The sequence below is a fragment of the Pseudomonas sp. SJZ077 genome (assembly GCF_007993905.1).
Lineage (GTDB): Bacteria > Pseudomonadota > Gammaproteobacteria > Pseudomonadales > Pseudomonadaceae > Aquipseudomonas > Aquipseudomonas mandelii.
In genome coordinates this window covers 329,841-348,662 of the sequence record NZ_VIUJ01000002.1, presented here as the reverse complement: position 1 = coordinate 348,662, position 18,822 = coordinate 329,841, and the positions used below count along the sequence as shown (strand labels likewise).

The window sequence follows — 18,822 nt, the reverse complement described above, 5'->3', positions numbered from 1 at the left end:
GTTGTTGAGTAAGTTATTGAGTGACGGTTTTGCAACTGGTCAGCCAGGCATCGGTGTCGATCTTCTGCTTTTGCAGGAAGGTCTTCTGATTGGCCCAGTGGGTGCGCAAATAGGGTTTGAGTTCTTGCAGCTGCTTGTTGCGGGTGATGATTTCTTCCATCACCGGCACCTGCGCTTCCAGCAGCGGCTGGCCATACAAGGTTGCCGATTCCACCAGGCTGCTGGCGTAGTAACGGCTGAGTTTGTGCAGGCGATCCTTCTGCTCGTCGAGCTTGCCTTTGCGCATGTCGCAACTGGCGTCTTTATCGGCAGATTCGCAGTTCAGCTTGTAGTTCTTCTGCAAGAAGTCCACGTACTGGCCGTCGTCGAGCATCTTGGTGCACAGGAACGCACCGAGGTTGAGGCTGGCGCGGATCGCCTGGTCGCGGGTTTCTTCTTGCTGCTGGTTGCTGGCGCGCAATTGGTTTTCCAGCGCCTGAAGCTTTTCCTTGAGCGCCTTGTCTTCGACGCCCGAGGCCAGGGTGTTCAGTGACTGAACGGTGCCTTTATCAGCCGACTCGGTTTCCTTGCTGCCGGTGCCGAGTTTCTTCCAGCTGCTTTCAATGCTGGCGACACGCTCGCGGGACGTCAGGGTCGGCGAGACCAGCACCAGTCGCATACCGGTGGTTTTGTTTTTCACCTGGCCTTCGGCGTTGTAGTACGGCTCTTCCTTGCGCAAGCCGGTGCGCAGGTCGGCCTGGGCGGTCAGGTAGTTGCCGCCACGAACCACATAGCCACCGGCCTGGCCGTGCTGGCGGTCGAGTTTGTTCAGGCGGAACGGCTCGAACATCATCTCGTCGACGTTGCCGAGCATGTCGTGCAAGCCCAATGGATTAGGCTTTTGCAGGCCGGACAATTGCAGTTTGCCGTTAGACGATTGCGCCCCGGCGAACCACTCGTAGGCGTTGATACCGTCGGGCATCGGGTAGCGCGTATCGCGAAATTCCGCTGCGCCGACTTCCAGGCCACCGCGCGCCGCGAACTCCCACTCGACTTCCGTCGGCAGGCGCAGGAAGCCCAGTGCGCCGTCTTCTTTCGGCAATTTGCCGGCCGCGTTTTTGCGCAGCCACAGGTTGTATTTGTCGGCCGCTTCGACCGCCTGCACCCAGCTCACGGACACTTGCGGCAGGCGCATTTTGGTGGCGGCGGTGGGGCAGGTTTCTTCGGTCAGCGCGGCGTATTGGAGCTGACTCATCTCGTACTTGGCCATCAGGTAGTAGCGGGATTTGTCATTCTTGGCGCCGGTGAAACTGCCGGCGATGAAGGTCGGCCGAGTCTGTTCGACGTAGCCGTATTCCGCGCCGTCCTGACCGATGTTGATCGGGTAGTCGTCAAGCGGTCCGGCGACCGGAATGAACACCTTGCGAAACACCATCGAGCCTTCGCACGGCATCGGCAGCACGACGTCGCTGGCCTCGGGCATCGGGTTGTAATACTTCTCTTCCCAGCCCGCCGCCGAAGCGTCAAGCAGGTAGCCGAGGCTCAGGGGCAACAGCAAGCCAAAACGTTTATAGCTCACGCAGACTCTCCGCAGGTTGGATGTTGATCGCTCGCACGGCGCCGATCACGGCCACCAGTGCAGCGACCAGAAAGGTCAGGAGCAGGGCGGCGAGGCCGTGCCAGAGTGTGATGTGGCAAACAAAAGTGCCGGTGGCCTGGCTGCTGCCGAGCAGGTAGTCGAACAAATGGCTGCCGACAGCGTAAAAGCCCAATCCACCGAGGTAGCCGGCCAGGCTCAGCACCAGCGCTTGCAAGACCACGAAACCGGCGACCGCCGTGCGTTTGAAACCCAGCAGGCGCAGCACCGCGAGGCTTTTGCGCTTGCGGTCGATGTTGGCCAGGAACGCCCCGACCATCGACGCCACACAGCCGATCAGCGCGGCGAGGGCGATAACCCCGAAGATCAGCCCCAGCACATGGTTGATGGCTTTGACGTTGTCGATGTCGGCCAGTCGGCTTGAAGTTTCGATGTGTTGTTCGTTGAGCCAGCGTTCCAGCGGCGCCACTTGATCGATGTCGCGGGCATAAAGGCGGGCGCGGGCATACAGCGGTTGCAGATCACCCAACGGCTTGCCGGTTTCGATGCCGAATGCGCTGACCTGATAACCGTCGCGAAAGCGCTCCAGGTCCAGCAACAACGGCGGGGCAACAAACCCGGCTGCGCGGCCGAAACGAGCGCCGTCGAGCACTGCCAGCACAGTCAGCGTCATCTCGCCGCGCTCGTTGACGCCTTCCAGTCGGCGCAACACGCGCAGTTGCACGCGGTCGCCGACCTTGGCCTGCAAGCGTTGCGCGGCGCGGGCGCTGAGGATCACTTGGTCGCCGGTCGGGTTGAGGTGTGGCAGGTTCAACTGCGGGTCGCCGGGTTCGGTGGCGATGATTTCCGCGCCTTCGACAAACCGTTGCATGCCCATCAGCAAGTCTGCCTGGGTGTTGAGCGAGCGGGTCTGGCCGAGGGCAAATCCGGTCTCGGGACGCTGGCGCACACGTTCGATCCAGGCGCTGTCGTAGTTGCCGTTGCTGAGCATCTTTACTTCAAGGTTGCGCGGGTCGCGCAGCAGTTCGTCCTGCAACTGGCTGACCACGCCGTGCTTGAGGCCGAACAGCAGCAACAGCGGCGCGATCACCGCCACCAGCGAGGCGGCGATGCACAACGACACCTTGCGGTCGTGCCAGAGGTCTTGCAGGGCCAGCGTTGCGAGCAGGCGCAAGCGGTCAGTCCATCGGTTCAAACAGAGTCTCTCCCTGACGGCTGATAGCGCCGAGTCGCGGCAAGCCGAAATCCTTCAGCAAGGCCCAGTCATGGGACACAACGAGCGCACTCAGGCCCATGCTCGACACCAGGCTCATCAACAATTCAAACAAGCGCCGGGCGCTGTGCGGATCGAGTGCCGCTGTCGGCTCGTCGGCCAACAGCAGCAGCGGCTCATGGGCAATCGCCCGCACGCAGGCCACGCGTTGGCGTTCACCGATCGACAACGCTTGAGGGTGTTTATCCAGCAAGCCTTGCAGGCGCAGCACCTCAACCGCGTGATCGATGTGCGCGCTCTTGACCGGCATGCCGAGCAAACGACGGGGCAGGCTGATGTTGTCGCGCACGCTCAAAAACGGCAGCAAACCGCCGCTCTGCAAAATGAATCCCAAGTGCCGCGAACGCACCGCCGCCAGGGCCGGCTGGTCATCGCTGGCCAGCAATTGTGCGATGTCTTGATCCTGCGTTGCGCCCAGCCGAAAACGCTCGAGCTCTATCGGCGCCAGCAACAGGCCGATGGCTTCGAGCAACGTGCTTTTGCCGCTGCCGCTCTCGCCGGTGATGGCGAGTATTTCCCCGGCACCGACGTGCAGGTGCGGCAGGCGCACATGATGAGCCAGCGCACCTTCTCCTCGGCGCACCAGCAGGTTCTTGATATCGAGCATCGGCGTCTCGTTAAGGCATCATTTCCAGTGGCACGGGGTACACGTTGTCCCGTGCATCGCTGTCCTTGGCTAAAGCCACCCAACGGTCGACGTCAGCGTTGTAACGCTGGTAGTGCCGCAGTTTGGTATTGAGCGTGCGAATGAATTTCTCCTGCGCCAGGCCATCCCAGCTCTTCCAGGTTTCTTCGTCCAGGTTCAGCACTTCGCTCTGATACGGCAGGTCTTCGAGGTACTCGCCGAGCACGCCCATGTCCGCCAGTTTGGTGTTGCCGTTCTGCTTGAGCTGATTGGGATCGGCGCCCATGGTGGCGGCCACCGAGCGCAGGCGCTCGAACATTTCCGTCGGCGAGATCAGGCCTTCGTTGGCCGCATCGAGGATCTGCTTCATCACGTCGCTCAAGTCGCTGAGCTGGGATTTGGTCAGCAGCACCCGCACGTCGGTGGTCGGGACGTTCTGCTTGATCAGGTCACGGTCAGTGATCCACGCCTTGAACACTGGCGGTGCCTTGCTGTTGGTCTTCTCGCCCAGATAGGCAAGTTGCATGGCGTGGCCGATCAGCGCCGCGTCTTCGAGCATTTTCTTCTCGGCCGGGTCCTGCTTGGCGTTCACCGCGCTGCCAATGGCGTCTTCGCCCATGTAGGCGGCTTTCACTTGCGAGGTGATCGCGGTGGCCAGCGAATCCACCTTGCGCCCGAACTCCTGAATATCGCCCGCGTTCACCGGGTAATACAGCGAGGTGTTGGTGCCCGGGTAGGTCGACAGATTCTGATACTGCGCCTCGGCCTTGGCGTGGTCCTTGATTCCGGCCGGGGTTTTCAGGTGCAGGGTGTAAATCGCCACGCCCGGGTTGGCGGCTTCGAGGCGAACCTGCGAGGCGCTCAAACCGGTTTTCGACAGCTTGTCGTCGCCTTCGATGGCGCCCGCGTCGGTGATCAACACCACGTAGCGCGCACCGAACTGGCTCCAGTCGACCTTGTCGATGCTCTCCATGACACCGGCAAAGGCGTCTTCGTCGAAACTGCTGCTCGATACTTTGGCTTGTTTGAGGTCGGCGACCTTGGCGAGGAAGTCGGAACTGTCCTTCACTTGAGTCGGGTCGGCATACATTTTGGTGGTGTATTCCAGGCCTGGCACCGCCTGGGTGTTGGAGCGGAACGCCACCAGGCCGAACTTGACCTGCTTGCCGAGGTTCTGCGATTCGATCTGCTGATAGACCTTGCGGATCGCCTCGCGGGTGCGGTCGATGTACGGGTCCATCGAGATCGTCGAGTCGATGACAAACACCACCGCTGCAGTGAATTCCTTCAGTTGGTTGGCCGCCTTGTCCTCGGCTTCCTTGCCACCGGCCGCGCTGTTGGCCGCACCACCCTTGGTGTTCTGGTCATCGGGCTTGCTGACCGATGCGACGTTCAACAACCGCGTGCGGAAACCGCCCTCGGTCATCACTTCTTCGCCGCTGAGGACCGGCAGCAGGTAGAACTGCTTTTGCAGGTCGACGAAATATTCAGGTTCTTCGGCGAGCACGCCCGGTGCTTGCTTGCCCTTTTTCAGCGTGGCCCGCAGCGGGGCGACTTTGCTCACCGGGTCCGGTGCATCAAGGATGCCCTCGACAGTGGCGCGGTCCTTGAAGAACAGCAGCCGGTCGCGGTTGGCCGGGTTGGTGAACGCCAGTGTCAGCTGCATTTTCCAGTCGGTGGTGCAGCTGGCGGGCAACCAGCCAATGGTTTTGCCGTAACTGTCGGGGCCGACTTTGAGCCACTCGGCGTTGGCCGCTTGAGCACGCTCATAAACGTAGAAGCGGCTGAACACTGGTTGCGCATCGCCTGCCGCGCCGCCTGCCGTCGGGCTGAGTTTGCAGCCCGGGGTGGTCAGTACGCGCTGGAACAAGGTCTTTTTACCGGCCTGGATCAGCGGTTTGTCTTCGGCCTGGGACAACGGGCTGATGCACAGTGCCAACAGCGCGGCGCCGCTCAGCAGGAAACGACTCAGGGGAGAACGCATCACTTCTGCAACTCCTCGAAACGCTGCTTGGCTTCGGCGTTGTTCGGGTCCTGGGTCAGGATCGTTTCATACCAGTAGGCGGCGGTGGCGTTGTCCGCGGCCGGGAAGCACTCGCTGGCTTTCAGGTATTTAGGGTCGTACTCGCGTGCATAGGCGTTGGCGATCAGCGCGTCACCGGCCTGGGCACGGTTGGCGTACAGACGCTGGGCAACACCGCAGTGTTTGCCGGCCTTGGCTTCGTTGATGATCTCCAGCAACTTGGCACTGTCGGGCGCGGCCTTGATGCAGGTCTGGACGAAGGTCAGCTCGGGCAGGCTGTTCATGCTGTCGAGGGTGCAGGCTTGCGCATCGGCACCGGCTGGTACGGCGGCAGCGATGGCCGGGGCGGGGACCGGAGTACGTTTGTAGAACCAGAACCCGGCCGCTGCGGCCACCAGCAACAGCACGACGAGCGCGAGGCCGATGAGGCCTTTTTTGCTTTTCTTTACCGGGGGTGGAGGCGGGGAGTAAGCGGGTTCGTTGGGCACCGATTCCAGTTCGATTTCTGGCTCGGCGGTGTTCAGGACCAATTCCGGCAGCTCTGGAATTTCGGGTTCCGGTGCAGCAGGTGCGCTCAAGTCTGCACCACCGTAAGTCGAACGCGTCTGGCCACCGGCCGTGGACGGCAGCAACCCGACGCCTGGACGGACCACGCCTTTGTCGGTGTGCCCCTGGCTCTGTTCGCGCAGCTCAATCATGAATTGCGAGTTGGTGCCGCCTTCGAGCAGCGGGTCGACTACTTCCGGGCCGACCTGGGCTTCAAGGGCTTCACCACTGGTCGCAACGCTGAAGCGCGAGACCTTGAACCAGAACGGATTGCTGCTCCAGGCTTTCTGATCCTGGAGGTAGAACCCGTCCTGATTACGCTGAATGGAGAACTCCAGCTGTTCTTCGCCACCCTGCCATTTCTTCACAGTGAGGCACGCCTGGCCAGGCACGTTGGGTTCTAAGGCGAGCAGGTCGACACGAATTGGCATTGCTTATCTCGCTGTGAAGGCTGTGAGCACATGGCCCAGCCGTTCATTCTGTTCAGGGGTGATTTCGCGACCGGCACCATGGCCGGCATTGTCCTGCGTGATGTAGGCCAGGCCCGAGAGCCAGTCACCCAGATACCGCTGCGCCTGGTTCGCCGGTTGCGGCGGCAACACCGGCACTTGTCCCGGACCGATGTCGGTATAGAACGAGAACAACGGCGCCTTGGCACCGGCACGGCTGTTCGGGCGCTCGTTGACCGGTTTCTGCAGGTAGCCGAACCAGGACACGAAATCGCGCAGCACGCGTTGCACTTCCAGCACTTGGCGTTCGACCAGTTGATCGCGCCGAGCGCCGCTTTGTGCACGCTTGAGCACCGCACGGCTCAGTTGGCCGGGCAAGTCCTGGCGGTAACCGGCGGTGATCAATTCGTCGACCACGGCTTCGATCAACGCCTTTTCCAGCCCTAGCAGGGTGAGCAGGCTTTGCCGGGTGGTCAGTTCGCGCAGGTGTGCAATCCAGGCCTTGAACGCGGCTTTGGCGAAGCGGTGTTCGTTGCTTTGCAGTTCCGGCGTCGGGGTGTTGGATTTACTGGCGGCCGGTGTGTCGTGACTCAGGTCGTCGCCGAAATCAAAATCGAACCCGGCGTCGTTGCCGTACAGGCTCTGGCTCGGTGTCGGCGCGGCCGGCTCATCGCTGGTGGCGGGCGCGTCATCGGTTTCGTATACACCGCTGAGGTACAGGTCGCGCACCGACTCGCTGGGCATGTCGAGTTCATCGATGAACTCGCCGAGCACGGCCGGACGACGGCCCAGGCCCGTCAGTATCATCTGCGCCTGGGCTTTTTTGGCGGCTGCGGCGCCGTCACCGTCGGCGTGATACCAGGTGCTCAGGCCGTGAGTGGTCAGGCCTTCGAGGCATTCGCTGAGCTGCTCGCGGATGCGCTGCAGTTTGAATTCAATGTTGGCCACGCCCTTGAAACTGCCGCTGAAATGGCTGATGCCACCGTCATCGTTGCGCAGCATTTCTTTCCAGGCGTTGGCGGGATTGTTGATGTGTTTGCACACCAGTTCGTTGCCGGCAAAGCTTGTGCCCAGGGCGTCGACGCGCTCCAGGTAGCTGGGATTGAGGCCGGTTTCGGCGCCGCTGGCGTCTTGCACGATGAATGCGGCATCCATGCGCGGTTTACGCACCAGGAAGGTGTTCTGGAACGGCGTGCCGGCCCAGTCGTTCATCCAGCTCAGGCTGCCGAAGCGTTCGAGCATGGTCAGCTTGACCATGCCGTTCCAACTCTCGTCGTACTGATCAGGCGTCAGGCTCAGGGAGTTGGTGATGCGCAGGTCGAGCATGGTCAGGGCCCAGATCAGACCGGTGTCGCGTTTACTGCGGGCGGCCGCGTCGGCGCCTTGAGTCTTTTCGATCCAGCGCGTCAGCACCGGGCCGACGTCGTTGACGTCGCTCTGTTTGGTCGAGCCGGTGCAGACCACCAGGGCGTTCATTTCCTGGTTGTCGGTGTAGCGTTCGAACAGGTAAGCGACCTTGCCACGCAGAATCAGCTGCGAGACGGAGTTGTCCTTGGTGGCGGATTCCGGGTCGTTGGAGTCGGCTATCTCGTGCAGCTTCTTGCGCCCGCGATAACCGGGGAAATCCAGCAAGTCGACCTGGTTGACGATGTCGTCCGCCGGGGCTTCGATCAACCCGAAAGTCATCTCGGCGGTCAGTGCAGCCAGTTGCGCGACCGGGATGCCCTGGCTGTTTTGCAGGCGTCCGCCGACCCGGGGCCGCACGTCGATCGGCAAGTCCCGCGGGCTGCCGAAGCGCTCGAGGATGTCGACGTTCATGATGCTGTCGCGCTGGCTGTAGGTGTCGTTTTCGAAACTTACCAAAGCCTTCAATGGCGCGAAGACGGTCTCGGGCAGGCCCAGCTTGTGCAGCGCGCCGGCCAATTGCTGGTACACGCGCGTCAGCTCGCTCTGCTCACCCCAGAGGATGGAGAACAACTCGGCACGTTCCTGGAAATTCAGCCGGGGTGCCAGTTGCAGCGCCGTCGGCCAATACAGGTGCTCAAGCTTCTTCACCGAATTGCGGAAGTTATCGCGCAGGTAATCCCACAGCGACACCAGATCGTCAGCGCTGACGCCCGGTTGCAGCGGCCCGGTCTCGCGCCCTTCAAACGGCTTCAGCACGCGCTGGATGCGCGCTTCGTCGATCTCGTAGGAGATCCGCTCAAGGTCGAAGTCCTTGAACCACGAGTTGGCGAGAATCTTCGCCAGCTCGATTTCCTTGAACAGCGTCAGTTCGACTGGGAACTGCGGATCCTGGCTCGGCGTGGCGCGGCGGCTGAAGCGCGTCACCAGGCCGGTGGCTTCCTTGCCGCCACCCACCGGGTTGATGTGCTTGATGAAGTCCAGGCGCTGGCCACCGAAATCGGTTTCCAGTTTGCCGTTCTGACCGGCCGCGAGGGCCGAAATCAAGTAGGACTTGCCGGCTTGGGACAAGCCGAAAAAGCCAATGGTCATCGGCGTGCAGGCCACGCGACCGAGGCTGTGGGCCAGGTTGCGGGCGCGGTGCAGGCGGATGTTCAGGTTGTCGGCTTCGCTGTCCAGCCGTGGTGCGTTGCCGCGTGTCTGGCCAATCCATTCCAGCGCCTGACCGGCACCTTCATAAACAGCGGCCCAGCGGGCTGAAAGCTGAGTTTGTTCGGGGGTCAGGTCATTCATTTGCGTTTCACACTTCCACTGTCGAGCCAGTACTTGGTCTCGCTCAGGCCGGCGTCGAGCATGGTGTTGAGTTCCAGCTCGAGGTCGCTGCGCGGGTTGAAGTTGACGTTGTTACTGTTGGATTCGATGTCGCGAACCGAAAGGCGATCGCTGACCAGATCCTGCTTGCGCGTGTACTTGTCGGCCGCCTTGACCTCGAAGCGCACTTTGAGCAGCGGTGCACTGCCGTTTTCTCCAATCGCCCGGGAGAACTTTTCCCGGCCGGCCTTGGTGAACCGCAGGGTGTACAGCGGCGAAGCCGCCCAGCGATCAGCGGCCAACTGCCGGAAACCGAGACGCAGGTCGCCGCGCATTTCCAGCTGCGGCGTGTCGGCGTCATCGCCCGTGCCGATTTCCGGCAACTTGATTTTGTAGTCTTCGGACTGGATGTCGCGGTACAGCACGTCGGCATCCTTGATCACGTTGTTCAGGTCGATGACGCCGATGTGCTTGACCGTCGAATACGGTTTGAGCGCCGAAGAGCGGAAGTAGAAGTTCGGCACGCTGTGGTTGGCGCACAACAGGCACAACATCGCGCCCACCGAAGCGGTGCTTTTCGGGTCGTCAATGCGGCCGTTCTTGTGGAACGGGTACCAGCCGCCGGTGCGATAGTTTTGCAGCGCCAGAATGCGCCCGGGTGGCAGCGGCAGAACCTTGCGAATGAACGCCTGGATGCCCGGCAGACGCGAAGGGCGGCCAGTCAGCAGCAGCACATCGCACGGATAGTGCGCGACCACTTCACAGAGTGCGCCGAGGATCTTGGTGATGTTGATCTGATCGTTGAGAAACGCGGCGTGGAGCTTTTGCAGGTCGAAGCCGATCAGCGATTCGTATAGGTCGAAACCGCTCTGACCCCCGACATCACGGCGCACGGCGGCGTTGACGTAGTCAAGGACGGTCTGGCTGATCGCGTTGTCGCCCAGCAACTGGCGGTAGCTTTGCGGGCTGACTTCCTGCGGGACTTGCGGGTCGTAATGCTCGTAGGCCTTAAGCAACGCAAGGCCCAGCGGTGCGAACACCTGCAGGTTCAGTTGCTGGCGCAGAATCATGTCCTGGGCGCTGACCGATTCGTCGCCGCACAACCGCGACATCAGCGAATCCGGGGCTTTCACGCCCGCGTTCTGCAAGGCTTTCTCGAAGCTCGGCAGGATGAAGTCCTGAATCACGTCCAGCAGGATGTCGTCGCCGGCCACTTTGAAGCCATCGCGAAAACGCTGCTCGGGCACGATGTGCACATTGCTGCCGCTGCCGGTGTTGCCGGCGCGGTCGAGGCGATAGTCGGTGATGACCAGGTCGGTGGTGCCACCGCCGATGTCGATGGTCGCCAGGGTGATGCGTTCACGGTCGGTCTTGTCTGGCCGGGCGATGGTGTCGAAAAACTCTTCCGGGTGACCGGCGAAGTTCTCGTTGACCTCGGTGTACAGGTACACCAACTGGCCGCAGGAGGCTTCGTCCCATTCCACACGGATGCTCGGGATCGGCGTGCGCGGGCTGACGGCCTGATCCTGATGCGGATCTTCCTCGCCGGCGTGCCAGCCAAGGCTTTTCCACACCAGGCCGATGGCCTGCTGCATGCGTTCATTGAGGATGCTGCGCTCGGCCTGGGGCATGCCCGGTGGCACGGTCAGGGTGATGCTGTTGAGCTGGCGCGGCACGCGGGTGTGACCCTGGCGCGAGCGTTGGGCCGGGCTGTTGATTTGCGACAGCGCCTGGGCCAGCACCTCGGCGAGCATGAAGGTCATCAGCGAGCTGCGCGAGTAGCGCGGCATGAACACCGGCAGACGATCGTCTTCTTCGAGGCTGTAAAGCGCCTCGCCGGTTTCGTTGATCAGGTGCGAGAACGGCGCGGCGGTGGCGTAGGGCTCGTTGTCGGTCTTGATGTACGAGCAGTTGAAACGCCAGCCGTGGCCGTAGGCGTTTTCATCCCACAGGTAACGTTTCGGGCTGGACAGGCCCGTCGAGCCTTCGGTGCCGCGACGGCGGCTGGCCAGACGGCTGGCCTCGTTGCCGACCCGGGCGATCGTCGCCCACTGGAACGCATCGTGACGGCCGCTCTTGACCGAGCAGTGGTCCTTGCCGAAATACGCCTGGGCAAACTCCACACGGCTTTCAAACGGCAGGTTGTAGGTGTGTTCGGGGGTGATCAGGTCGCGCAGTTCCAACACGTAATTCTGCTTCAGCCCGGAGCCGGCCTGACCGTGGTTCTCGATCAGGATGCCGCAGGTGCGTGAGTTGCCGACGTCCAGCACCAGGTCCACCGGAATCGGTTTGACCAGGCCATTGCTGTCGTTGGCCACCACTTTCAGCTCAGGGATTTCCACCTTCGGCCTGGCGGTCGACTGCGCTGCCGCAGACGGCGTGCTCAACAGGCTCAGCAGGTTGAGGTAGTGCGCCAGGTGATGGTTGGCGCGGATGTCGATGTCCAGCTCTTCGCGGGAACGATGGGCATTGCCTTCGTTGAACACTTCGAGCAGCCATTCGTTGACCCATGGCTGGGCCAGGAACCAACGGGTTTCGCTGGCCTTGGTCGCCAGTTTGAAGGACACGCCGGAGCTGATGTCTTCTTCGTTCGGCGCCAGGTAGGCGGTGCCGTCACGCTTGGGCATGACGCGGCTGTCGAACGCCATCGTCAGGCGATGGGTGTTGCCGTCGATGTCTGGCGTGGCCAGTTTCACCAGGCGCATCCGCGACCAGTTGGTCGGGCCTTCGTCAAAGCGGTGCGGCGGCATGAAACGGAAAAACGGCGTCGGCAGCCAGACACCGTCCAGCAGCTCGAGGCTGCTTTTCATGTCGACGCTGAACGCCGGCTTGGCCTTCTCGACCTTTTCCGGTTCGGGCTCGTAGAAGTAGAAGTCTTTCTCTTCGTTGTACATCAGCCGGCAGATCAGCCCGCTGATCATCGGCGCGAACTCGCCCGCCGGTTCCTTGCGAGGATCCAGGCGCAGGGCGAAATCCATGAACTGGATACCGGTGTCACTGACGAGCGTGACGGTGTCTTCGAATTGGGTGACTTCAGGCAACATGTCGGGTTATTCCAGTCTTATTCGCCCATTTGCCGCATGGACATGGGGAATTGATCTTTTCCGTAACCGCCGGTGCAGTCCGCGACCGTGGTCGCCCCTTTGCGGCAGTTGACCTTGGGCATGTCGTAAGTGCTGCCATCGCCACACACGGCCTGGCCCTGGCTGTCGATGGCGAGGCTGCCGCCTTTCATGGTAGCGCTCACCGGCCCGCTGCATTTCGTGCCGTCGGCCTGGTGTACGGTGACTTCGCCCTTACCGTCCTTGAGCTGGTATTCCAGGCGCAGCGGCTTGCCGGTCCGGCGATCCTGAATGCCGGCACCGGCGCGGTACTGACCGTCGAGGAACTTGGCGGCACCGTCGGCTGCGTCAGGCGGAATGCTCAAGGCCGGGCCCGGTTTTGTGGTTGCGGCTGCGGCGGCGGATTTTTGTGCGTCGGGCGGTGTGGTGACAGGTGCCTCGGTTTTGGCTTCGGCTTCCGGTGGCGCGGGTGGCGCGGGTGGCGCGGTTGGGGATTCGGCGGCCGGGTCTTGCGTGATGCCGGCAGTCGCGGCGTCAGCTTCGTTGCCTGCGAGCGCCGGGGCTTCCGCGCCTTGGGTGCCGGTCACGGCGGTGCCTGTGGTGGAACCGGCGACCGTGCCGGTCACGGGAACGCCATTCAGCGTTGTGACATTGCCGGTCAGTTGTGGCTCTTCCAGCTGATTTTCCACCGGCCCGATGCCCTCGGGCAGCAAGTCCACCGCCACCAATGGAATCGGTACGCAACCGCGCAGGCCGAGCAACAGCCACAACAGCAGCAACAGGAGCGGCAGCAGCAACAGCCACCACCAGCGACGCCACCACGGACGAGCTACCACGGGCACGACGGGCGCCACCACCGGTTCTTCAACCACGGGTGGCAGCGTGAAGACGGGCGGAACCTGATAAAGGCAGTGCAGGGGATCGCGATTACCGGTACCGGCGTGCTCGAAACCCCAGAAGGTCAGCACCGGCTTGCCTTGCACCAGGTAGACGAAGTTTTCGTCAGGGAAATGAATGACGCGCTTGAGCAGCTTGCCGAACACGGCTTTGTCGCCTTGCTGCTGTTCGGCCGGGTCCGTGCCCAGGAAACGCTGGCTCAACTCATCGAGCGCAGCCTTCAGGGCTTCAAGTTGGCGACGGGCCGGAGCGCGTTCTTCTTCGGTCGCACTGCTCCACGGGATCACATCGCCTTCGATACCGCTGTACCAATCGATCTGGTTGCCGAGTTCATCGCTTTGAGGAATGGCCAGGTGGTCGACCATGTCGGGGTTCTTGCGGCGAATGGCTTCGCGCAATTGCAGGGCAGCCCGATAGACCGGTTGACCTGTTTCGCCCAGGGCTGTGAATGACCCGCTCTTACCGCTGCGTAATAATGCCCCGCGCATTCAAACTCCATATGTTCCGTTGCGCAAAAATGACAGACAAAAGTGTCTGTTCCTGCTCCTGCATTTAGCTGGCGACCTTAATGTCATAATGATGTCGCCGTCAATCAGCAGAGGTCCAAAACCGTATGAGACTAGCGTAAGCGTGCGGAGGTTGCATGGGGGCAATGTGAATTGATTTGGGAAGACTCCGACGTCCGCTTTTTTAAGCTTGCTGAATCGTTTCATTAGCGCTATAAAAAATGCACAACTCCAAGAAAGGCTTCCCCATGACCCCTCTCAAATTAGTCGTTGCCCTTGGCGCGCTGTCCGCCTCCCACGCCATGGCTTGGGACTACGTCCTGCTCGACAGCGACAAGGCTGCCCAGAACTGGCAGATCACCAGCCAGCAACTCGGTGTCAAAACCGACAAACCCTTCTCCGTGACCCTGCGCACCTTGCACGGCGGCCGGCAAGAGGGCGTCAGCATCGTCGACATCGATAACGGCACAATGAAACTCTCGGTGGTGCCCACTCGCGGCATGAACGTGTTGCAAGCAACGGTCGGCGATGTACGCATGGGCTGGGACTCTCCGGTCAAGGACGTGGTCAATCCGTCCTTCATCGAACTCAACGGCCGCGGCGGACTGGGCTGGCTCGAAGGTTTCAACGAACTGGTGGCTCGCTGTGGCTACGAATGGGTCGGCCATCCCGGCATCGACAACGGCGAACTGCTGACCCTGCATGGCCGCGCCGCCAACATCCCGGCCAGCAAAGTCACCCTGCACATCGACGAAAAACCGCCTTATGCCATCAGCCTGCGCGGCGAGCTGAAAGAGCAGGCGTTCAAAAAAGTCGATTTCTCGGTGGTAACTGAGTTGGTCACTGAGCCCGGCAGCGTAGCGTTCGCCCTGAACGACACGTTGACCAACAACGGCGACTACCCGAAGGAATACCAGGCGCTGTACCACAGCAACTTCAGCACGCCATTCCTGGAGCAGGGCGCGCGTTTTGCAGCGCCGGTTAAACAGGTGTCGCCGTTCAACGAAAAGGCCAAAGGGGATTTGCCGGATTGGCAGACTTACCGTGCACCGACCAAGGATTACGACGAGACGGTTTACAACGTCGTGCCTTATGGCGATGCCAAGGGCGACACGCTGACCGTGTTGCATAACAAAGCCGGGAGCCTTGGGGTGTCGGTGGGGTTCAATACGCAGCAGTTGCCGGTGTTTTCGTTGTGGAAGAACACGGATACGCAAGGGCAGGGGTATGTGACCGGGTTGGAGCCGGGGACGAGTTTTTCTTACAACCGTCGGTATCAGCGGCCGATTGGTTTGGTGCCGATGATAGGGGTTAAAGAGCAGAGGCAGTTTCAGATCCATTACAGCTTGTTGGCGGATAAGGGGGCTGTGGATAAGGCGTTGAAGCGTGTGAGTGAGATTCAAGGTGGGCGGGAGACTGAGGTAAGGCAGACGCCGCTGGTGGATTTGACCAAAGAGTAAGCGGCCTTGCGAGATGAGCAGTGGAGGTCTGTGTTCACCGCTCATCAAAAGGCTAAAAAGGAAGTCTCATTTCTGACGCTTGTGCCGCATCAAACAGACGCCGGATGAAATCGAAGTCGTTCCAGGTTTGGTTGGTATAAAACCGATGCTCCTTATTTCCGATCTCATCGATGTAATAGATAACGTACTCCGCATATTTCTCGTCGGCGTTGAAGCTGTAACGCAATGAAAGAGAAAAGTCATTTTCCTTGAGTTTCACAAACGAGTTGTTGTCGTCATAACTCCAGGAGAATTCGCCTCTCTCCGTTCTCGCGGTGAGTGCTTTGATGAAATCGAGAAATCTAGGCGGTAGCATATTGACGCCCTCTGGCCGGGTTAACCTTTTCGAGGTTTTCTTTGATGTTTTCAAGATTGTGGTGAAGAAGGATTCTGATCGGCTTTTCGAGCGGAGCGTTTGCCGTCGCGAAAACCCCTTTTCTGATGGTGATTTCAGTTTCTCCAAGGATATTGTCAATCCTTTCGAACTCCTGACCTGTACCGGGTATTTTGGCAAACAGAATCCTGAAATGCTGATAGCACTTCAGCGCCAATGGATAGTTTTCGGTGTCCACATAACCTGCTGCTTCATTGAGCGTCGCAATGCATTCACTGATGGCCGAGGCGCCCTCTACAGCTTTTGCGTCCTTGAGTATTCTGTTGGCTTCTGCACTGATGCTGCGTGAGTAACGAACACTGTGCAGAACTTCGGATATTGAAATGATTAGCGCGACGATCGTAATGACTGTGCCAATGTAGGAAAAGTTGTTCAGGGTTGTCGGAGAGCCAACAACAATTTCCTGCTGCAATAGCGCCGCCCATACGATAGCAATGCTTATCAGGCAATAGACGAATCTCATCCAATGACTTCTTAGTAACTTCATGTATTACTGACGCTCTCTCTGAATAGTGATCTGAATGATTTGCTGGAATAGCCATCGGTTACGCTGAGGCTGGTCGGTATTGCAACGCTTCTGCCAAATGCTCGCGTGTAATTGCATTTACCTGTTCAAGGTCTGCCAGCGTGCGTGCGACCTTGAGCAGTCGATGAGCTGACCTGAGTGACAAGGTCAAACGCTCGCAAGCAGTTTCCAGCCAGGCTTCATCGGTTGCGGTTAACTTGCAGTGTCGACGCAGCCCTGGCAGATCAAGGAATGCGTTGGCACAGCCTTGGCGCTTGTTTTGACGCTCCCGGGCGTCGGCGACCAGTACCGCAGCAGTGGCGGTGTCATCACCGGGTTTGAGCGCAGGATTTAACGCCGTGGCTTCGCGCGCGACGGTCAGGTGCAGGTCGATCCGATCCAGCAGCGGCCCCGACAGTTTGTTGCGGTAGCGCTGGACCATGTCCGGTGTGCAACTGCATTTGCCGCTGGGTTCGCCAAGATATCCACAGGGGCACGGGTTCATCGCGGCGACTAACTGAAAGCGCGCCGGAAACCTCACGCGATCCTTGGCGCGGGAAATCACGATGTGGCCCGATTCCAGTGGCTCCCTTAAAACCTCCAACACCTTGCGATCGAATTCCGGAAGTTCATCGAGGAACAGTACGCCGTGGTGGGCGAGGGTGATTTCGCCGGGTTGCGGTTTCGAACCACCACCCACCAGCGCTGGGCCGGAGGCCGAGTGATGGGGCTGGCGGAAGGGTCTTTGCGGCCAGTGGCTCAGGGGCACGCAACTGGTGACGGATTGAATGGCTGCGACTTCCAGCGCCTCGTTTTCGGCGAGCGGTGGAAGCAAACCCGGCAACCGACTCGCCAGCAACGTTTTCCCGGTCCCCGGCGGTCCGCTGAACAGCAGGTTATGAGCCCCAGCCGCCGCAATCAGCAATGCGCGCTTGGCCGAGATTTGCCCCTGCACCTCATTCAAGTCCGGATAGGGTTTGCTGGCATAGAGCAAGCCATTGGAAACGTAGGGTTCGACCGGCGTATGTCCATTGAAGTGCGCAACGGCTTCCAGCAGGTGATCCACGGCAAACACCTTCAATCCCGACGCCAGGCAGGCTTCCTCGGCATTCGCCCGCGGCACCATCAGCGAGCGTCCGGCCTTGCGCGCAGCCAGCGCAGCCGGCAGCACGCCCCTCACGGCACGTACCGCGCCTGACAGCGCCAATTCTCCCAGGCATTCAATGTCATCCAGCGTCAACGTCGGCACCTGCACACTGGCGGACAGAATTCCCAGGGCAATCGCTAAGTCGAACCGTCCGCCGTCCTTCGGTAAGTCAGCGGGAGCGAGATTCAAGGTGATACGCCGTGCAGGAAATTGCAGCCCCGAGTTGATGATCGCGCTACGCACCCGGTCCTTGCTTTCCTTCACTGCCGCTTCGGGCAAACCGACCATCGTCAGGGACGGCAAGCCATTGGCCAGATGGACTTCGACGGTGACGGCGGGCGCATCCACGCCAATCTGGGCGCGGCTGTGGACGATGGAGAGGGACATGGTCGTTCCTTGAGCTTTACGGGAACCGCTTCCTGCGGTTTTTTGAAGGGTAGTCGGGGTGTTGTTCTTCGGCGTTACGAATGAGGCGACAAACTTTCACTGGATGTTGCGAGTGTCTTTCTGGTGATGAAGCGTAAGCGAGCGTGGGGTGCCGACGTAATGGGTCTCGGGATGAGGTTTTTGTAGGACCTTGCCTAGAACATTGACGGACGCCGGTGAAAGTGGGTGAGCGCTCTTGTCTGTCTGGCTGGGCTGCTTATGATCATTAATTGATCGCTGACTTCGGAGAGGATAATGAACAGTAATGGAATGCGGCCCGTTCATCCTGGCGAAATTCTTCAGGAGGAGTTTCTTGAACCGTTGGGCATTTCAGAGTCAGCTTTCGCCCATTCGTTGAACGAACCGTTAAATGTGGTCAACGATATCGTGATGCAACAGCGTTGTGTCAGTGCTGATCTAGCGGGGAAGCTATCTGACCACCTGAACACCACGCCCGAGTTCTGGCTGAACCTGCAAGCGACTTACGATTTGCGGGAAGCTGGAATCGAACGTGGTAGGGCTTTAAATACTTAAAGCGATTGCAAGATCCGCGAAGCACGCTTCCACCAAGGCGCATTGACCGTCCGTTGCGCCCGTTCACCCTCCGCAAGCATCTGCGGAACATCCTGCAACCGAATCCACGGCTGGTTATTCCAGTGCAGCAAACTCAGCGACATCTCCGGCCAGTTCAACAGACTCAGGACCGGGCGTTCGCTTGACGTCGGTTGTTGGGCGTCTCTGAGGGCTGGCACTACGTTGTGGGTCAGCCATTCGCGCAGGCCTCGGTATTCGGGGCAGTAGTGGTAGATAAGCAGGGCGTAGACGCCGGATTCGCTGATTAGCAGGGTGTTTTCGAGGGTGCCGTGGATGACGACTCGCGCGGATTGATGTTGATCGGGATCGAGTTTTCGGACGGCGCGTTCGTCGAGGAAAAGGCGAAGCAGACGGCCCAGGTCTCGGGCGCTGAACCAAGGCTGGTTTTCGATCAAAAGCGCGTGGAGGTGGAGTTTGTGGCGGGTGAAGACGTGAGGGACTAGATAAGCGTTATCGCAACTCATTAATACAGCTCCTTTTGCTAAAGAGGCTGCCGTCAATCGTCGCCAAACAATTGGGTGGCAGCTGTACGCGGGTTGGCGAACCGGAGCAAAAGGAACCCGGCAGACCCGAAGGTCTCCCACG

General features: G+C 60.3%; 14 protein-coding genes. 2 read left to right on the top strand and 12 right to left on the bottom strand.

Annotation, left to right across the window (positions count from 1 at the left end; translation table 11 throughout):
- Window positions 1-13: 13 nt before the first annotated feature.
- Genes FBY01_RS05335 through FBY01_RS05300 form a run of 8 tightly spaced genes read right to left on the bottom strand, consistent with a single transcriptional unit; the run spans window position 14 to window position 13,654 of the window.
- Window positions 14-1,558 (bottom strand): SUMF1/EgtB/PvdO family nonheme iron enzyme, encoded by a 1,545-nt coding sequence (locus tag FBY01_RS05335; protein ID WP_077748589.1) that lies wholly within the window; start codon window positions 1,556-1,558, stop codon window positions 14-16.
- Entirely contained in the window at window positions 1,548-2,771 is a 1,224-nt protein-coding gene (locus FBY01_RS05330; RefSeq protein ID WP_145306572.1) for an ABC transporter permease, read from the bottom strand. Before FBY01_RS05330 ends, FBY01_RS05335 begins: the two co-directional genes overlap by 11 nt.
- Entirely contained in the window at window positions 2,755-3,456 is a 702-nt protein-coding gene (locus FBY01_RS05325) for an ABC transporter ATP-binding protein (RefSeq protein ID WP_010465137.1), read from the bottom strand. The genes FBY01_RS05330 and FBY01_RS05325 overlap by 17 nt, the downstream gene beginning before the upstream one ends.
- Before the next feature lie 10 nt (window positions 3,457-3,466).
- Entirely contained in the window at window positions 3,467-5,458 is a 1,992-nt protein-coding gene (locus tag FBY01_RS05320) for a vWA domain-containing protein (RefSeq protein ID WP_145306574.1), read from the bottom strand.
- A complete protein-coding gene (locus FBY01_RS05315) occupies window positions 5,458-6,474 on the bottom strand; it encodes a hypothetical protein (RefSeq protein WP_145306576.1) in 1,017 nt (338 codons plus the stop codon). The genes FBY01_RS05320 and FBY01_RS05315 overlap by 1 nt, the downstream gene beginning before the upstream one ends.
- A 3-nt stretch (window positions 6,475-6,477) precedes the next feature.
- Window positions 6,478-9,189, bottom strand: coding sequence for a putative virulence factor (locus tag FBY01_RS05310; RefSeq protein WP_145306578.1), 2,712 nt, complete (start codon window positions 9,187-9,189; stop codon window positions 6,478-6,480).
- Complete coding sequence (locus tag FBY01_RS05305) at window positions 9,186-12,251, bottom strand: virulence factor SrfB (RefSeq protein ID WP_010465128.1); 3,066 nt, start codon at window positions 12,249-12,251, stop codon at window positions 9,186-9,188. Before FBY01_RS05305 ends, FBY01_RS05310 begins: the two co-directional genes overlap by 4 nt.
- Window positions 12,252-12,268: 17 nt before the next feature.
- Window positions 12,269-13,654, bottom strand: a complete 1,386-nt coding sequence (locus FBY01_RS05300) for an SrfA family protein (RefSeq protein WP_145306580.1) — start codon at window positions 13,652-13,654, stop codon at window positions 12,269-12,271.
- A 266-nt stretch (window positions 13,655-13,920) separates the two neighbouring features.
- On the opposite strand from FBY01_RS05300, the gene FBY01_RS05295 reads away from it, so the two are divergent.
- On the top strand, window positions 13,921-15,132 hold the full coding sequence (locus FBY01_RS05295) for an aldose 1-epimerase family protein (protein WP_145306582.1): 1,212 nt from the start codon (window positions 13,921-13,923) through the stop codon (window positions 15,130-15,132).
- A gap of 52 nt (window positions 15,133-15,184) precedes the next feature.
- Here the strand turns inward: FBY01_RS05295 and FBY01_RS05290 are convergent, their stop codons facing one another.
- The 3 genes from FBY01_RS05290 to FBY01_RS05280 all read right to left on the bottom strand — a co-directional run bounded on the left by FBY01_RS05290 (window position 15,185) and on the right by FBY01_RS05280 (window position 17,604).
- Window positions 15,185-15,487, bottom strand: a complete 303-nt coding sequence (locus tag FBY01_RS05290) for a hypothetical protein (protein WP_090178112.1) — start codon at window positions 15,485-15,487, stop codon at window positions 15,185-15,187.
- A complete protein-coding gene (locus tag FBY01_RS05285) occupies window positions 15,474-16,028 on the bottom strand; it encodes a hypothetical protein (RefSeq protein WP_145306584.1) in 555 nt (184 codons plus the stop codon). The genes FBY01_RS05290 and FBY01_RS05285 overlap by 14 nt, the downstream gene beginning before the upstream one ends.
- Window positions 16,029-16,110: 82 nt before the next feature.
- Window positions 16,111-17,604: a YifB family Mg chelatase-like AAA ATPase gene (locus FBY01_RS05280; protein WP_145306586.1), complete on the bottom strand. Its 1,494-nt coding sequence runs from the start codon at window positions 17,602-17,604 to the stop codon at window positions 16,111-16,113.
- A gap of 294 nt (window positions 17,605-17,898) precedes the next feature.
- Here FBY01_RS05280 and FBY01_RS05275 point away from each other — a divergent pair, with 294 nt between their 5' ends.
- On the top strand, window positions 17,899-18,177 hold the full coding sequence (locus FBY01_RS05275; RefSeq protein ID WP_077747144.1) for a HigA family addiction module antitoxin: 279 nt from the start codon (window positions 17,899-17,901) through the stop codon (window positions 18,175-18,177).
- Here FBY01_RS05275 and FBY01_RS05270 read toward each other — a convergent pair.
- Window positions 18,174-18,701, bottom strand: a complete 528-nt coding sequence (locus FBY01_RS05270; protein ID WP_145306588.1) for a Bro-N domain-containing protein — start codon at window positions 18,699-18,701, stop codon at window positions 18,174-18,176. The two genes, FBY01_RS05275 and FBY01_RS05270, sit on opposite strands and share 4 nt — an antisense overlap.
- Window positions 18,702-18,822 lie beyond the last annotated feature (121 nt).

Coding starts and splice junctions, on each gene's coding strand:
- FBY01_RS05325 (WP_010465137.1), bottom strand. CDS start 3,456: ATGCTCGATATCAAGAACCTGCTGGTGCGCCGAGGAGAAGGTGCGCTG.
- FBY01_RS05320 (WP_145306574.1), bottom strand. CDS start 5,458: ATGCGTTCTCCCCTGAGTCGTTTCCTGCTGAGCGGCGCCGCGCTGTTG.
- FBY01_RS05315 (WP_145306576.1), bottom strand. CDS start 6,474: ATGCCAATTCGTGTCGACCTGCTCGCCTTAGAACCCAACGTGCCTGGC.
- FBY01_RS05310 (WP_145306578.1), bottom strand. CDS start 9,189: ATGAATGACCTGACCCCCGAACAAACTCAGCTTTCAGCCCGCTGGGCC.
- FBY01_RS05305 (WP_010465128.1), bottom strand. CDS start 12,251: ATGTTGCCTGAAGTCACCCAATTCGAAGACACCGTCACGCTCGTCAGT.
- FBY01_RS05300 (WP_145306580.1), bottom strand. CDS start 13,654: ATGCGCGGGGCATTATTACGCAGCGGTAAGAGCGGGTCATTCACAGCC.
- FBY01_RS05295 (WP_145306582.1), top strand. CDS start 13,921: ATGACCCCTCTCAAATTAGTCGTTGCCCTTGGCGCGCTGTCCGCCTCC.
- FBY01_RS05290 (WP_090178112.1), bottom strand. CDS start 15,487: ATGCTACCGCCTAGATTTCTCGATTTCATCAAAGCACTCACCGCGAGA.
- FBY01_RS05285 (WP_145306584.1), bottom strand. CDS start 16,028: ATGAGATTCGTCTATTGCCTGATAAGCATTGCTATCGTATGGGCGGCG.
- FBY01_RS05280 (WP_145306586.1), bottom strand. CDS start 17,604: ATGTCCCTCTCCATCGTCCACAGCCGCGCCCAGATTGGCGTGGATGCG.
- FBY01_RS05275 (WP_077747144.1), top strand. CDS start 17,899: ATGAACAGTAATGGAATGCGGCCCGTTCATCCTGGCGAAATTCTTCAG.
- FBY01_RS05270 (WP_145306588.1), bottom strand. CDS start 18,701: ATGAGTTGCGATAACGCTTATCTAGTCCCTCACGTCTTCACCCGCCAC.